The 15,524-nt window shown below is 58.2% G+C and carries 13 protein-coding genes and 1 pseudogene; 6 read left to right on the top strand and 8 right to left on the bottom strand.

Going from position 1 to position 15,524, the window contains the following annotated elements; all coding sequences use genetic code 11:
* Nucleotides 1-173: 173 nt before the first annotated feature.
* Nucleotides 174-782: pseudogene (locus IE116_RS25920) on the top strand (transposase); the annotation flags it as partial.
* 719 nt (nucleotides 783-1,501) lie between these two features.
* On the opposite strand, the gene IE116_RS13815 reads toward IE116_RS25920, so the two are convergent.
* The gene (locus IE116_RS13815) at nucleotides 1,502-2,707 is read right to left on the bottom strand and encodes an FAD-dependent monooxygenase (protein ID WP_189613294.1); all 1,206 of its coding nucleotides are present in this window, start codon (nucleotides 2,705-2,707) and stop codon (nucleotides 1,502-1,504) included.
* A gap of 10 nt (nucleotides 2,708-2,717) precedes the next feature.
* Nucleotides 2,718-3,647, bottom strand: coding sequence for a tripartite tricarboxylate transporter substrate binding protein (locus tag IE116_RS13810; RefSeq protein ID WP_189613292.1), 930 nt, complete (start codon nucleotides 3,645-3,647; stop codon nucleotides 2,718-2,720).
* Between the two features lie 203 nt (nucleotides 3,648-3,850).
* Here IE116_RS13810 and IE116_RS13805 point away from each other — a divergent pair, with 203 nt between their 5' ends.
* The 5 genes from IE116_RS13805 to IE116_RS13785 all read left to right on the top strand — a co-directional run bounded on the left by IE116_RS13805 (nucleotide 3,851) and on the right by IE116_RS13785 (nucleotide 9,467).
* Complete coding sequence (locus IE116_RS13805) at nucleotides 3,851-4,756, top strand: LysR family transcriptional regulator (protein WP_189613291.1); 906 nt, start codon at nucleotides 3,851-3,853, stop codon at nucleotides 4,754-4,756.
* A 404-nt stretch (nucleotides 4,757-5,160) separates the two neighbouring features.
* Nucleotides 5,161-6,375, top strand: a complete 1,215-nt coding sequence (locus IE116_RS13800) for a VOC family protein (protein ID WP_189613288.1) — start codon at nucleotides 5,161-5,163, stop codon at nucleotides 6,373-6,375.
* A gap of 34 nt (nucleotides 6,376-6,409) precedes the next feature.
* Nucleotides 6,410-7,369, top strand: coding sequence for a Bug family tripartite tricarboxylate transporter substrate binding protein (locus IE116_RS13795; protein WP_189613286.1), 960 nt, complete (start codon nucleotides 6,410-6,412; stop codon nucleotides 7,367-7,369).
* A gap of 1 nt (nucleotide 7,370) precedes the next feature.
* Nucleotides 7,371-8,318 carry a fumarylacetoacetate hydrolase family protein gene (locus tag IE116_RS13790; RefSeq protein WP_229828162.1) on the top strand — a complete coding sequence of 316 codons (948 nt, stop codon included), beginning with the start codon at nucleotides 7,371-7,373 and terminating at the stop codon, nucleotides 8,316-8,318.
* A gap of 12 nt (nucleotides 8,319-8,330) precedes the next feature.
* The gene (locus IE116_RS13785; protein WP_189613284.1) at nucleotides 8,331-9,467 is read left to right on the top strand and encodes an oxidoreductase; all 1,137 of its coding nucleotides are present in this window, start codon (nucleotides 8,331-8,333) and stop codon (nucleotides 9,465-9,467) included.
* Between the two features lie 4 nt (nucleotides 9,468-9,471).
* Here the strand turns inward: IE116_RS13785 and IE116_RS13780 are convergent, their stop codons facing one another.
* The 6 genes from IE116_RS13780 to IE116_RS13755 form a co-directional block, all read right to left on the bottom strand.
* Nucleotides 9,472-10,149 carry a GntR family transcriptional regulator gene (locus tag IE116_RS13780; RefSeq protein WP_189613282.1) on the bottom strand — a complete coding sequence of 226 codons (678 nt, stop codon included), beginning with the start codon at nucleotides 10,147-10,149 and terminating at the stop codon, nucleotides 9,472-9,474.
* Nucleotides 10,150-10,351: 202 nt separating this feature from the next.
* Nucleotides 10,352-10,903, bottom strand: coding sequence for a MarR family winged helix-turn-helix transcriptional regulator (locus tag IE116_RS13775; protein ID WP_189613280.1), 552 nt, complete (start codon nucleotides 10,901-10,903; stop codon nucleotides 10,352-10,354).
* A 124-nt stretch (nucleotides 10,904-11,027) separates the two neighbouring features.
* Entirely contained in the window at nucleotides 11,028-12,266 is a 1,239-nt protein-coding gene (locus tag IE116_RS13770; protein WP_189613278.1) for a Gfo/Idh/MocA family protein, read from the bottom strand.
* Between the two features lie 6 nt (nucleotides 12,267-12,272).
* Nucleotides 12,273-13,538 carry a Rieske 2Fe-2S domain-containing protein gene (locus IE116_RS13765; protein WP_189613276.1) on the bottom strand — a complete coding sequence of 422 codons (1,266 nt, stop codon included), beginning with the start codon at nucleotides 13,536-13,538 and terminating at the stop codon, nucleotides 12,273-12,275.
* 14 nt (nucleotides 13,539-13,552) lie between these two features.
* On the bottom strand, nucleotides 13,553-14,434 hold the full coding sequence (locus IE116_RS13760; protein ID WP_229828161.1) for an alpha/beta fold hydrolase: 882 nt from the start codon (nucleotides 14,432-14,434) through the stop codon (nucleotides 13,553-13,555).
* Nucleotides 14,431-15,510, bottom strand: coding sequence for a DODA-type extradiol aromatic ring-opening family dioxygenase (locus tag IE116_RS13755; RefSeq protein WP_189613274.1), 1,080 nt, complete (start codon nucleotides 15,508-15,510; stop codon nucleotides 14,431-14,433). The genes IE116_RS13760 and IE116_RS13755 overlap by 4 nt, the downstream gene beginning before the upstream one ends.
* Between the last annotated feature and the right edge of the window lie 14 nt (nucleotides 15,511-15,524).

Raw genomic sequence — 15,524 nt, 5'->3', positions numbered from 1 at the left:
GTCTGTAGTTGTGACATGACGACACTATGCAATCACTGGTCTTTCCGAATACTTACTGAAAGGAAATTCCTGATCAGCACGGAATTTCAGCGGAGAAGTTGGGGATGAACTGCCCCCGATTTTCAGGACCAAGGCAACCTAAGTAGGGTCCATTCCTAAGACTGAGGACGGACATCAAGAAGCGACTTACCGACGAGCAGATCATCCGCTTCCTGAAGCAGGCCTCAGCCGGTACCCCGACTGAGGAGCTGTGCCGAACACACGGCTTCAGCGATGCATCGTTACCTGTGGCACCGGAAGTTCGGCGGCATGGACATGCCGGATGCAAAGCGCCTGAAGGCGCTGGAGGCGGAAGACGCCAGGTTCGAGAAAATTTTGGTTAAATCGATGCTGGACATCGCAAGCCTGGAGGTCGTTGCGAGGGGAAAATTCTGAGCCCGCAGGCACGGCGCAACGCGGTGGTGGCCGTGCGGGCCACGACTCAACTCTTCGAACGTCGCACCTGCCGTCTGCCGGGACTGTCGCTCAGCGTGTTGCACTACGCCTCGCACCGCAAGGGCGACGGGTTGCAACAACTTCTGGTAGAGCTGGCCGGCGAGCGCCGGCGTTTCGGCTAAGGGCGTTTGCACATTTTGGTCGAACGCAAGGGCTTCGCGGTTCAACCACAAGCGCGTTCATCGCCTGCATCACGAGGCGGGCTTGCCGTGCGCAAGCGGCGCAGGCGCGAGCGAGTGGCGATCGAACGCCGGCCGCTGCAGATGCCGTCTGACTCCAACTACACTTAGTCGTAAGCGCCCGCCGAACGGACATGCACGCTCCCTCTGCCAAGCTTGCAATCTGCAATGCCTCGAAGGTAAAGATTGCACTCCTACATCCGGACTTTGACGCGACTTTTTAACCGTTGTCCCGGATGGGATTTGCCGGTTGATGCCGCTCTCCAGCTGTCGCCTCATAGGTGCCGCGATAGTGGATCGCGTTATCCGAACGGGTGTTCGACAGATAGCGGTCGAGCGCCCCCAGTCTCTTGGCCGCTGGGTCCATCACACCGGCATTGCCTAGCACGGCCAGGGTGGCATTGTATTGACGACCAAATGCGACGTAAGGGCGACCATGCCTGGCGATTGAAGAGACGTGGGCGCTGGCTTAGGATTGGCGATTCGGAGCCGAACCCGCTTTCAAGCGTGAACAGGGCTTTCAAGTCTCCGCCCGGTTCTTCAGCACCCTGCTTGCCCCAGCGCGACGGCATCAGCCCCGACGTGACGCAGGGCATCCTGGTCACGCTGTTGCCTTCCACATCGGCGCGACTTATGTCCTAGATCCCGATGTCGATCTGTTCCGTATATTTGGACGTTCTGCTGACGACCGTGACGTTACGTTCCGTTAGAAGCGCTTCGAGGGTCCGCAAAGGATTGAGATCAATATCTTGAGCCATTTCCGAGCGTACCCCTAAACGCACGCGATGATTGTGCTAAGACAATCTTTCTGCTCCGACCAAGCCGCCTCAAGCTCGTTCGCTCGAAACAAGGCCTCTTGCGCGTATTAGCGCCAGTGCTTCCTTTTCAATATCGTAGTCATAGAGCGATTTACGAAAAGCTGAGGAGCTCGAAATTTCTTTGTCGCGCTGCCCGAGATCAGTGTATTTGGAGTCATAGCGCAGCCCATTTTTTCGTGCTTCGGCCTGCACCATGGAAGTGCGCGGTCGCCGCAGCGATTCGTATGACTCCAACGCAGCTCCTATCGAACGTTTGTTCTCGCAGTCGTCAAGGAGCACGGCGAGTGCTGTTCCGTCTTCGATTGCCTGATTAGCACCCTGGCCCAAATGCGGGAGCATCGGGTGCGCAGCATCGCCGAGCAGTGCTAGGCGTCCGCTCACCCACTTATCGAGTGGTTTGCGATCGTAAAGACCCCACCAGAAGCACGTTTCGACTTTGCTCAGCAGGTTAGTGACGCGGGAATCCCAGCCGGCGTACGATGCCGCGAGTTCGTCACGGTCACCTATTGCTGACCAAGACTCAGCTGTCGCATTAGTTGTAGGAACGAAGCCGACATAATTCAACAGTTCGCCACGGCGAACAGGAAAGACCATGAAATGCTTGCCATCGCCCATCCAAACCTGGTGCGCCTCCGGTCGCCACTCAGGGATCATGGCTGCCGAAATCAAACCTCTGTAAGCACGACAACCGGCGTATTCGGGGGCTGATGGCTCAACCACGTACTTTTGCAGGACCGAGTTGATTCCGTCGGCCGCTATCACGACATCTGCGCTGGCCACATTGCCATTTTCGAAGGTCAAGTGCGCGCCAGCGGCGTCTTGGCTCAATCCAACGCACCTGTGACCTGTGTGGATCGTGCCTGAAGGAAGGCTTCCTACGAAAGCCGCCAACAGGTCCGCCCTATGCATTCCATACATCCCGTTCCAATTGCTGGAATCGGTGGTCAGAATCTTACCGACGATAGACCCATCCATTCGGTAGTACTCCGAACCTGTTCCAACCTCAGCGCCAACGGCTGCAAGGCCATCACCCAAGCCCATTCGTTCCAGTTGGCGAAGGCTGTTGGGATATATAAAAACGCCTGCGCCGACCTCCCGCAACGCGGTGGATTGTTCATAGACGGCTACGCTAATCCCTCGATGGATTAGCGCTGCTGCGGCGGCAAGCCCGCCAATACCGCCGCCGACGATAGCTACATGGATACGCTCGGACATCACAACTCCCTCATTTGACGGTCTTTTTTGAAGCCGGTCCTAGCAAGTTGCTAATGGCTCGGTACTCTTTGGAAATCTCCTCGGACAGTGCTTGGCCTGACCCCCACTCCTGCACTATTCCTGCTGGAAGCAGTTGTGCCGCGACACTTGGATTTCGGGCAGCGCTTTCCAAGGCAGGCAGGAAGCTCTCAACGATGTTTTTTGGAACACCTACCGGCATGAAGAATCCAAACCAAACGCCCAACAGGTCTGCCTTGTACCCCAACTGCCTTAACGTCGGCACGTTACGGAAAGCATGCAATGGCGACGAAATTGTTAACGCGCGGAGGGTTCCCTCTTCAATGAACGAACTGACCGCACCCAGAGCAAGAATTACGGCATCAATGTGCCTGCCGAGAAGGTCCGTGACCGCGGGTGCCGCGCCCTTGTAGTTGATCGATTCGAATGAAGCGCCAGTTGCTTCCTTCATCAACAGCACGCTTATCTCTCCAACCGACCCAGGCCCAGCGTTTCCAACGCGGAGGCCGTTAAGGCTCTGCTTTGCGTGACTGACCATCTCCTCGATAGTCTTGAACGGAGCATCCTTATGCACGACCAATACCGATGGACTTCTTGTAGTCAACGCTAGAGGCAGCAAGTCCGTCAGTGGATCGTAATTCGCATTTTGCGGATCAATCACTCGTCTTATGGTCAGCGCGCTGTTCTGCGCGTAGAGCAACGTGTATCCGTCATTCGCTGCGCGTATGACGGATTGGGTGCCTAAGGACCCACCTGCACCCGGGCGGTTAGTGATCGTGACGGGAATGCCAAGCCCTTTTGATAGTTCCATGCCCATTAATCGTGCTGCTCGATCAGCAGCGTCTCCCGTCGCAAGTGGGGTCACTAAGTTGATCGGCATGCTCGGATAACTACTTGCACGCGCGATAAGTGGGGCAACCATAAGTGGCGCCAAACCTAAAATCTTTCGTCTCGTTATCATTTTATTAGCTCCAAAAACCAATCTAAACGCCGCACCGCCATGCAACGTCAGCTGTGTGGAGTCGACTCGGGGCCGTTACGCCGCAACCATGATATGCAAAAACTGTGAATCGAAAAACGCTCGATACGGATAACATTGTTGCCCCTGTGGAACAATGATCCGACATGAAACCTCAACTGATTCACCACGTGCGCGTGTTTCTTGAAGTGGCGAAGCTGGGCAGCTTCACTGCCGCCGCTGACGTCCTGGAGATGCAGAAGTCTTCAACGTCTAGGAGTGTTACCGCCCTTGAGAAGGAGCTCGGTGTCAAATTGATCAACCGCACAACGCGGACGTTGGTACTTACAGAAGAGGGAAGGCACTATTTCGAGCAATGTAGCCGGGGGATGCATGAGATCGTCATGGCTACACAATTGGCACAAACCGCACCGGCGAGCGCGAGAGGCCACCTGCGAGTCGCTGCTCCGCCCGATTTCACAGTCAGGTTCACCGCAGAAAAAGTGCGGGAGTTTCTTGATCGCTACCCCAATGTCACGATGGACTTGCACTTCACCCCAAAATGGATGGACCCGCTTGCTGAGCGATATGACGTGACTGTGCGAATGGGAGAGCTTCCTGACTCATCGCTCGTTATTCGGCGTCTTGGAGAGCTGCCAAGGCGCCTGTATGCCTCCCCCGACTATCTAGCTCGACACGGCACCCCACGCGCGCCCGCCGAGCTAACAACTCATCAGTGTGTGCTTCGGAGTGAGCGAGGTTCAGACCAAATCGAACGGCAATGGACGTTGCGGGCCTCTCGCCGCTCCGTAAACGTCGATGTCCAAGGACGAACGGCGGTCAACAACGTCGGCTTTATCCGCAACCTCGCCGTAGCGGGAGTCGGCGTAGCTGTCATGGCGGATGCTTTCGCTGATCCAGATGTGGAAGCCGGCAGTTTGGTCCCCGTGCTATCCAACTGGAGCGCCGCAAGCTTGCCGGTGTACGCAGTGACGGTGTCGCAGCTATTGCCTGCCAAGACTCGCGCACTGCTTGATTTCTTATCTGAGCTTCTCGCTCCGATGCGGAGATAGAAACATCAAGCGTCCAAACGTCCAGACGTGACGCAGACGTCTTTAGGAAGGTTTGCGCATTGCTAGCGCGACGACAACCGTGGATGAACGCACCTAACCCTCAGCCCTTAAGACATTCTCACTTGACCCCATCGCAGTTTTTTGGTGTTAAGCCCTCCGAGAGGTGGGCACATGTGGTCGACCGAGGAGGGCTGCGTTCCTCACTGCTGCCCCCACGAGCAAGGCACTGCATGCAGCTCATATCCGAGCGGCGTCCCGGAAAACTCTGATCGGGATCGCTCGGATCACTGCACCCGCAAATTCGCCACGTAGGCCGGGCGCTGATTCGCATTTAGCTTTTTTCTGCACAAAAACAATTTTTATGCAGAAAAGGTGCTACGATTTCCTTAGAGAATAAGGAGACCATGATGGCCGAACGCTTTAACGTGGGAGGGGTGCTTCTGCCCCGACCTTTCGTGATCCGACGCCTCGGCCACTTTGGCATAAACGTCGACAACTCCGATAGATCGCTGGACTTCTACACACGTCTGCTTGGTTTTCGCATGTCGGACCCCATAGACTTTGGCGCGCGCATCCCAGTAGATGAACGTGCGAGTTACGGCTCTACGTCAGGTTATTTCCTGCGCCACGGTACAGACCATCACTCTTTGGTGCTTTTTCCTCGCACCGTGGTCGACCGGCTTAACCCACACTATCGCACTTGTCCAGAGAACACGACCAATCAGATCACATGGCAAGTCGGGAGCTTGGCGGAGATCGTCAACGGCCACGATTGGTTTAAAAACACAGATAGAAAGGTTCTGCGCGCCGGTCGCGATGTGCCTGGCTCGAATTGGCACTTTTACCCTCCTGACCCTGATGGTCATGTCAACGAGCTGTATTACGGTATTGAGCAGATAGGGTGGTCGGGCCGATCCAAGCCGCTGCAAGTTCACCAGCTGCGCCACGAACGACCCCCAACTTTGCCTTTCCGGTCTGAATACGCAGAAGTCAACGAAGCGATCGCCAACGGAACTTCGCTCGACTCGGGCAATCGCGGTACGGATCCCGCTCCTGAGACATTTGACGTCGATGGTGTGCTGCTCGGGCGGCCCTTCAAGGTTGTGAAGGTAGGCCCGATCCGGCTTTTCGTCGAGGACATCGATAAGGCTATTGCCTTCTATCGCGATGACCTCGGCCTCGACGTCACGCAAGAAGTGAACTACCTAGGACACCGCTGCGTCTTCTTCCGGGCCAATACAGAACATCATTCCCTCGGCGTGTATCCAATCGCACTGCGTGCGCAACTTGACCTTCGGCAGGACACAACGCTGCTGTCTTTTGGCTTGCAGGTAGCTACGTATACCCAACTAAAGGCGGCGTTGCAGTTCTTGCGCTCGAACGGCGTTCAGATCAAAACGCTTCCTTCGGCTCTGTTCCCTGGCATGGATTACCAGGCACTCGCCATCGATCCCGATGGCCATGCTATCCAGCTTTTTTACCGTATGGACCAGGTTGGCTGGGACGGGCAGGTACGACCTGACCAAGCACCAATCGGCCCCCCCGATGTCTGGCCAGATGCAGTCGAACCCGAAAGCGATGTCTACAAGGGCGAGGTTCTACTTGGCCCGTTCAACTAGATCGGTCCTTAGAACCGAACTCCAGGAGACTTTAGTGAAATTCGTCTTAAGCGCTTTGGCGACGGCAATTGCCTTCGCCGCAATGAGTCCTGCCGTCATGGCTCAGGATTTTCCGACCCGGCCCGTCCGGATGATCGTGCCATTCCCGGCTGGCGGTACGGCCGACATGTTGCCCCGCATTGTGTCGGAGAAAATGTCCGCCCATCTAGGCGTCCCTGTCATCGTCGAAAATCGCTCTGGCGCGGGCGGAAACATCGGTGCCGACTACGTGGCGCGGGCGGTGCCCGACGGCTATACGCTGCTGGTGGTTCCGGTGAACTTCTACTTCACCCAGCTGCTGTCAAAAGTGGCGTTCGACCCGATGAAGTTCGTAGGCGTCAGCATCATCGCGACCTATCCGAGTGTGCTGCTTGCCACACGCGAATTGCCAGCCAACAACGTGGCGGAGTTGCTGGCGCTTATACGTACCCGCGACAAGCCGCTAACGTACGCAAGCGCAGGTACGGGCACCAACCAACACCTGAGCGCCGAACTGTTCAAGTCGCTCGCCAAAGCGCAAGTAACGCACGTGCCCTATCGCGGGACGGCCCCAGCGATCACGGACCTGATTGCGGGCACGGTCGACATCATGTTCGACAACATGATTACCGCGGGCCCGTTCGTTCAAACAGGCAAGGTCAAGCTGCTAGCGGTCGGCAGCGCCGAACGCAATCGCAACCTGCCCAAAGTGCCCGCTGTGGCCGAAACGCTGCCAGGCTATGTTTCCAATACCTGGATGAGCGTTGCCGCACCGCCGGGCACGCCCGACAAAATCGTGCAGCGTCTTAATACCGCGCTAGTGGCAGCGATCCACGATCCAGACGTCCAGCAGCGGATCCGCAAATTGCAGGCCGAGCCGGTCGGCAATTCGCCCGCCGACATGGCTGCGGTCGTCAAACGCGATGTTGCCGCGTGGACCAAGGTTATTCAAGACGCCAACATCCAACCCGAGTGACATGACGACCATGACCAAATTTGATTACCGCTTGCTGACGTTCACCACGGCAGATGGATTAGCAAGACCTGGCCTATATCTTGACGGCAGGGTTGTCCCGCTGGACACCTTGCTTGGTCTCGTCGAAGGCCTGTCCTCCATTGACGACCTCCTTGTCGACTGGCCGCGGAGCGAGGAGATGATTGCGGCAGCGCTGGCACTTGGCGAAGACCCGTCGGTCACGTCGTTCCTTCTCGACGACGTCCTGCTGCTTGCACCTTTCACACCAGGCACGATCTACTGCGCGGGCGTCAATTATCGGTGCCATGTCGAAGAAATGGAAAGGGCCCATAACCGCGCGCCGCAACCAGATTTCCGGGAAACCGGCTTTGCGCCCTGGCATTTTCTCAAGCCAGGCCGTGCGTGTGTGGCAGGCACCGACCAACCCGTTGCTCGCCCCGTGGGCTGCGACAACCTAGATTGGGAAGCCGAGTTGGCCGCGATCATCGGTGCGCCTGCGCGAAACGTCTCTGTCGAGCACGCGTTGTCTTACGTGGCAGGCTATGCGAACGCCAATGATTTGTCGGCGCGCGATCTGAGCCGCCGTCCGCAACCTTCCCAAGACTCGCCATTTCGTTTCGATTGGTTGGCACACAAGGCGTTCGAGGGATCATGCCCGCTTGGCCCGTGGATCACACCGGCTCATGTCGTTGGGGATCCACAGGCACTCGATATTCGTTTATGGGTCAATGGCGTGCTGAAACAGGACTCGTCGACGGCCCGCATGATTTATTCGGTCGCCGAGCAGATTTCGCATCTGTCGCAGCACCGCACGCTGTACCCAGGTGATGTCGTGCTGACCGGAACGCCAGCAGGCGTGGGCAACGCGCGCCGTGAATTCTTGCAACCGGGGGACCGTGTGGATGTGGAAATCACGCATTTGGGTCGCCTGCGCACACCGATCCACTGAAGGACCCACGCTATGTACGATTTACTGTCGAGTCCGCTGACTATCGGCCGCAAGACGCTGCGCAATCGCATTGTGCATGCGCCCATGTCGGTGTGTTATGCAGACGATGCTGGCACGATCACCGATGCCATGGTGCAACATTACGCTCGGCGGGCTGCGGGTGGCGTTGGCATGGTCATTACAGAAAACGTCGCCGTCAGTCCCACTGGCAGGCAGATGCCCAGGCAACCAGGGCTGTGGGACGAAGAAGGGCTGCCGGGCGCGCGCGCGTTGGCGAGCGGTATCAAAGCGCATGGCGCACTGGCGGTCATGCAGATCGTGCATGCGGGCCGGTACGGTGGGCCATGGGACCAGTACGAGATGGCTCGGCGAGTCGCACCCTCAGCAATTCCTTTCCCTCTGCCCGGCAAGACCGTCACGCCGCAAGAGATAACTGAAGACGAGATCCAGGAGGTCGTCGCCTGCTTCGCTAGAACAGCCCGGCTGGCCATCGATGCTGGCTTCGATGGTGTCGAGCTTCACGCCGCCGGCGGGTTGCTCATTTCGCAGTTCCTGTCGCCCCGCATGAATACCCGCAACGACCGGTATGGCGGTAGCCACGAGAATCGATGTCGTTTTGCTGTGGAGGTAACGCGCGCCGTGCGAAAGGCCATCGGGCAAGGCGCACTCCTGGGCGCCCATCTGATGGCCGATGAGCTAATTGAGGGCGGCTTTACGCTCGCCCATGCGGTGCAAGTGGGCAAGCTGCTTCAAGACAATGGCTGCGATTTCCTAATGCCCGTCGTCGGCACCTTTGAGACGCTACGCAATGGGCCCCAGGTCGGGATCAACAAGCGGCCTTTATTCCAGCTCCAGCACGCCATCGACATCAAGCGTGGCGTCGAGATTCCAGTGATTGCGAACGGAGGCTTAGGGTGTCCTCATACGGCGGAGTCCATCCTTGCCACCACCGATCTGGCCGCGATCGGCCTGGCGCGTCCACTGTTTGCCGACCCGGATTGGGCCAATAAAGTACTCAGTGGGCAGGCTGCGCAAGTGCAGATCTGCCCGTGCGATACGAATGCCTGCCTGCGGAGTCAGTTGACCGGCGGCTTCTGCGAGATTTGGCCGGAGCATCAGAAAGCGCGGGGGTACTACGGCTTCGACTGACGCTTCAAGCCGCCGAACGGGACAGCGTCGAAAGGACACGCTCACCAGTCGCACGTAAATGGTCGAGCAGGAGCATTGATGCAGTGGTGACGTCGCGGGTGATTACCGCATCCATGATGGCGAGATGTTCCGCAGCAACATCCCGTGTTCCGGGCTGCAAACGCACAGCGAACCGCCGATAGCGTTCGCTTTGGTCGAACAAGTTATCGCACATCGCCAGGATCCGAGGAAAACTGCAAGCAGCGAGCAGCGACATGTGAAATGCCTTATGCAGCACCGTCCACTCTTCGCCACGCGCCCCGTTGCTCACGCGTTCGAAGCGCGCCAAGCTGTAATGCGCCGCAACGATACCGGCCTCCCACGCAGCATTGCCGCAACGTATAGCATCCGCCAGCGCTTCCCCTTCCATGAGTAAGCGCATCCGGGTAATGTCGCGCAGATCGCTGACGGTAAGCGGCGCGGCCCGAAATCCCCGATTTTCTTCGGACACGACCAAGCCTTCAGTGGTCAGTCGATTTAAGGCCTCACGCACTGGAGTACTGGACAGTTCCAGTTCGCGTTGCAACACCTCGATCTTCAACTTAGATTGAGGGGGAAGTTCACCCAAAAGAATCATCCTGCGCAGCTTAGCGTAAGCAACGTCGGAGTTAATCCTTGGCTTCATGGGTGTGGGTTCGATCAAACCAATCTCGGATAGTTGAAACGACATCGTTGCCACACAGGGGTGGCACGTCGCAGGCAAGTTTATCATCGAAGAAATCGTTTGCCGTGGGATCGTAAACGAATCAGTCCGCAACAGGGCTGAAAGCGCGGCGAAGCCTGTAGATAGCAAGGGTTCCCAAGCGCCGCGTCTGGATCCAGAAGACGTCATTAAAGGTATCGCATCAGGCAGAAGAGGTGCGGAGTTTCTTTTTCGCCGCAGAAACCTTGCTAGGTTTGGCTTTTGCCAGCACCGCGGTTTTGATCGCAGGCTTTCGCTTAATGGTGCTTTTGGAGGTAGCAGCCGGCTCTTTAACATTGCGATTGGTCTTGCCGCTGTCCCTGGCCTGCTCGGCAACGCGAATCGAGTGCACCAATCTTTCGAGCAGGCCGACCAATGTCAAGCGCTCATCCTCTGCCAAGTCGCTCATGATGCCTTCTAAGCGGGACCAGTGTGCGGGCAGCACCTTTGCTAAAAACTGTTCGCCTTCGACGGAAATGGAAACCAGTAATGATCGGGAATCCGCCTCGTTCAACACCTGCTTAACCAAACCCCGGCCCCGCAGGGTGCGCACGATGCCTGACAGGTTAGTCGGCTGTACGGCCATCATGGTGGACAGTTGACGCATTGCCAGCGGAACGGCCGCCCGATGCAGCACCGTAAGTACATTGAACTGAGCGCAATTGAGTCCGCTCGGAGCCAGCTCGTCAGTTTGATTCCTGTCGAGCACGGCCATCGCTCTATACATTCCTAGCAGAACGAGCAGGGACGAAGGATTGAGGTCAGGAGACTCTCGAGCACTCAAGTGCGCCTGAAGCCGGAGCCGAACTGGGAGGTTTCCAGCCGAAGGGTCGTCGTTTCTAAGGATGGCGGAACGAGTCATCGAACAACGCTTGGAGATGTGCAAAAACCAAAGGAGGTGGCGCCAGCGCTGGCGCACCGGTGGGTGGCACCAAATTACTGTTGAGTGAGACTTCGGTGGCAGCCAGGGAAGACTCCACGATAGCATGACACATGGCCATGTTCGCCCGCCCCCAGGCTGCGTCATGAACAGTGGGCACTCCTGCCGCAGCACTGACCAACTCGTCCAGGACAGCACTCCGTCCCGCGGGCAGGCCTACAATCGGCAACGTGCGACAGAAGTCATCGGCGAAAACCTGGACTCCCGTCCGGTCGATACGCAGATCGGCCTGGGTGCAGCTTGCCAGCAGCATGCCAAAACATGCTGGATGCTCACCTGGGGCAAGGCGCTCCATTTGTGCTGCAAGTCCGGCGCCATGTTTGATTGAAGGATCGCTTCCGCCGGCACGCAAAGCGCGTCGGGCACGCGCATGACCAGGCAGCGCCTGACGGCCGTTTTCGCCGATGCCAAAAGTTAGTTCTGTCGCGGGAAAGTGGTCGTACCCGCTGTAGAACAGCGTCGCAACAACGCCATCGTCGAAAGACAGAAACGCGCTGTAGCTACCGTCGCCGGGCCGCAGCGGGTCCCAATCGCCTATTGCTGCCCGCAGGGTTCGAGGGCTGCCTCCTGCCAGATAGCGCAGCATGTCGGCGTGATGGACCCCCTGGCGATGGACAACGCCCCCGCCCGCTTCGCGCTGAAACTCCACGGGCAGGCGCGCGCGATACATCCAGTCGGTGGCATTCCACGCGTTCAGTGCACGTAACTGGCCCACCGCGCCGGACACGATGAGTGCGCGCATCAATTGGATGGCAGGCTCGAAACTTTGGGAGTGACCAACCACCACCTTTCTGCCGGTCTGCGCTGCGGTGGACGCGATGGCGTCTGCCTCCATTAGACTGACGCACATCGGCTTTTCAATGATGACGTCCTTGCCTGCGCGCATGGCCGCGATAGCATGAGCCGCGTGATGATGGGTTGGGGTCGCCACATACACGGCTTCCACATCACTGGCTAGCAGATCGTCAATCGACGTCCATCGCGGCACCGACTTCGGTACGGGCGCGGCTTGCAGCGCGTCAATGCGCAGGTCGCACAAGCCGGCCAGCCGCACGTCCGGATGCGCATCCAGATATGGGAGCATGGCCAGGCCGCCGGGCCCGAGGCCCAGGATGGCTAACGAGATGCCCTCGGTCATGGCGCGTCAGGCCATCGCCGTCGACACTGGCACCGAGGCCGATCGACCTTCGGCTTGCCGAAACAAGGTCTGGACCGCGTCACGAATTGGGGAGTATCGCACCGCCTGATGGGCGAACAATTCATCGCGGAACGCCGCCCCGGAGCCATACTTGTTCTGCTCCATGGGCAGATCGATGCACACGTTCGCTGCCGGATCGCGCACAGTACCCAAGGGATCCTCATTCGCTTCGACTCGTTTCAGCTGTTCCAGAAACATCCTACGCAACATAACCACACCCACGTCGGAGGCGCCCAGCGTTTCCAGGCTACGGTCAGCAATGACTCCTTGCCCTGCCCAAGCGGCAATGTCCTGACCATCGACAAAGTCGACGATACGTTCGCCCTTAGCGTCGAAGAGCGGCACGTCATATCGCGGGACCGTGGTCTGGCGCGCAAAGGCGGTCTTGGGCCGGTAGGCCGTGTACCAAAGGTGCCAGGTGTGGGTGTCGTCAATAGGCACGCGTATCTGGAACTGGTCCATCCCGCCGCCGCCCACTCGCAGCATGATCGGGAAGACCAACGGATGGCCCACTTTCCAGTCTTCATCTTCTTCGGTTTGGCCTTCGAGCACACGCCGCTTGATGATGCCGTACTCGAACGGGTCAAAGCCTACCTTCAAGTGCTTTCGTGCCAGCACTTCGACGGGCTCCTTGCCGTTGTTTTCGATCGCGTTGTGCGCATTCATGAAGCGGCCATGCAGCCATTCCACGTGATGGGGGTCGACCGAGTTTTCCATGGCCTGCATGAAGTTAAAGTCGAGCACGCACTCCCCGACGTCGCGGATGGCATCCTCCCATACAAACAGGTCGAAATGCGGCAAGAGGGGGGCAGGCTGAGGACCCATATACGTCCAGACAAGTCCGCCAAGTTCTTGCGCCGGATATGCCTTAATGCGTACGCGTGGATTCAGGCGCGGTTCGGCGGGCTGTTCGATCACCTGACCATCATGCGCGTACATCCAGCCGTGATACCCGCACCGGATGCCCGATTTTTCACAGACGCCCACGAGCAGGTCGGCGCGGCGGTGCTTGCATTGGCGGTCGACCACTCCCACCTTGCCGTCACCGGATCGAAACACCACAAGGTCTTCACCCAGCAACCGGCGCGCCGCTGGACGCTCGCCAATGTCAGCGGAGATGGCAATCGGCATCCAGTAGCGGCGCATCAGATCGCCCATTGGTGTGCCGGGGCCCACGCGGGTCAGGCGGTCATTGTCTTCTTTGGTCAGCATTGATGTCTCCTTATTTATAGATCGGTGCTTGGCGCGTCTAGAAATGACGCCACCTGACGGCGAAATTCCGCGCCCCGCTCGATCTGTGTCCAATGGCCGCATCGCCCCAGTACGACCAGATCGGCGTTAGGCAGCGTACGCGCCATGTGAAGGCTGGTAGCCTCCAGAGGAATGATGCGGTCCTGCGCACCGTGAATGAGCAGGGTGGGTGTCGTGATGCTCGCGAGCGCGTCATCACTCAAGGCCATTGCGTCGACATGACGTTGTCGCGGCGCTGCGAAGGCGGCGTGATAGCGCTCGAGAATCCCCGGCGCGAGGCTTGCCTCGTAACGCATGCGAATTAGATCTTCGTTGACGATTCCTTTGTCGTAAGCAAAAAGGTCCATCAGCTCGCGCATCGACGCGATGCTCGCCTCATAGCCCCAAACCCGGTCAAGTGCGTCGGTGATCGGAAAACGGGTGCCCACTGCGCCCATTAGCACCATGCGCGTGACTCGGTGGGGAACCCGGTGCGCGACACTTAACGCGATCGCACCGCCCATCGAGTTGCCGATCATCGCAAAAGACTCGATGCCCATTGCAGTCATGAAGTCGATCACATGCGACACACGTGCGTCATGGCTGAACTCGATGTCCGCAGGCGCGGCGGTCGCGCCAAAGCCAAGCACATCCGGCGCGATGACGCGATACCGTTTGGCCAACTCCGACGCAAGCGTACCTTGCCAGTTCGCCCTGGCCGACACACCTGGTCCAGACCCATGAATCAGCAGCAAGACGGGACCTTCGCCCGCTTCGAGGTAGCGGGTCGACACGGCGCCATGAATCAAAGTGCGTTCCATAATGTCGCGTTGGAGTCTGTCGCCATTAACCGGTTTGCCTGGATTTACGTCGCTCATGGATTTGCTCCAACCGGCCCGTACTGCACGAAGACCTTGTTCGAATTGAAGACGTCGGTCGGAACCATCTCGCTCCATTGCAGCGGCGCGTTCAATTCTCGCATCGCACCAAGCAAGGCGAACCAATTCAGCAGCTCCTGCTGGCCGGCCCCTTCTATGTCATCCAAAGTGACGCGCTCCCAAGCGTCGTAGTCCCCAGCCCTCAGCGCGGCATAGAGCCGCTCATCAGTTTCAGTATCCGGACGAAGCCGCCACGTGCGGTCGCACAGGAACGCATGGGACCAGCTCGACGATGCGACGAGAGCAATTCGATAGGGACTTGCCTTCAACACCCGCGCCACGGCTGCGCCCATCTGCATAAAGCGTTTGGGCGACGGGGAGGGGGGGTCGAGCTCGACGTCGTGGCTGAACCGTGTGAAGAATCCCTTGGCGGAAATGACCTTACGGCCGTAGCAGTTCAGCGGCATCATGATCACCGGATGCTCGAAGCCGCGGCGATGGTAATCAAGAAACAGCGTTGCGTTGATGAACGCATGTCCGGCGCTTTTGTGATGAAGCGGCTTATACGCGTAGGCCACGTCGATCTCCTGTTGCAGCAGACCGGTTGTCAGCTCCTTCGCTATATCAGGCCGTCCCCTCAGCAGGAATGCCGCGTCCTTGCCTTCACCCCAGACGTTGACCCGGTCGTTCATTGCCGACGATTCGTGGGCGTGATCCCAAGGTTTTACTTCCATGTCTGGATAGGCGCACACGGTCCATGGAGGAATCACGTCTTCCTTGAAGTTTTCGTACTGATCATCGCCCCAGATCAGCACCGCATCAGGCTTGAATGCATCAAGTGCGTCCCGCGCCCGATCGAAGTTGCGAACCAATTCGGCGCGGTGCCGGCCCGCCGCTTTAGCACCTTTGTCGTTGGACCATTCCTCTTGCATCTGAGCCGACCAATTGATCGGGTCTTTTTCATGGGCAGGGATATCGGGATCTTCCAGCGTCCATGCAAGCAGACTCGCCATGCTGGCGTCGGGTACACACAAGAGGGGATAGTGGGACAGGCCCAAACCGAGGATCTCAGCCATTGTTAACGTCCTTG

It is taken from the genome of Pigmentiphaga litoralis, assembly GCF_014651835.1.
GTDB classification, from domain to species: Bacteria; Pseudomonadota; Gammaproteobacteria; order Burkholderiales; family Burkholderiaceae_B; genus Pigmentiphaga; species Pigmentiphaga litoralis.
This window is presented reverse-complemented; position numbering and strand designations above follow the sequence as displayed.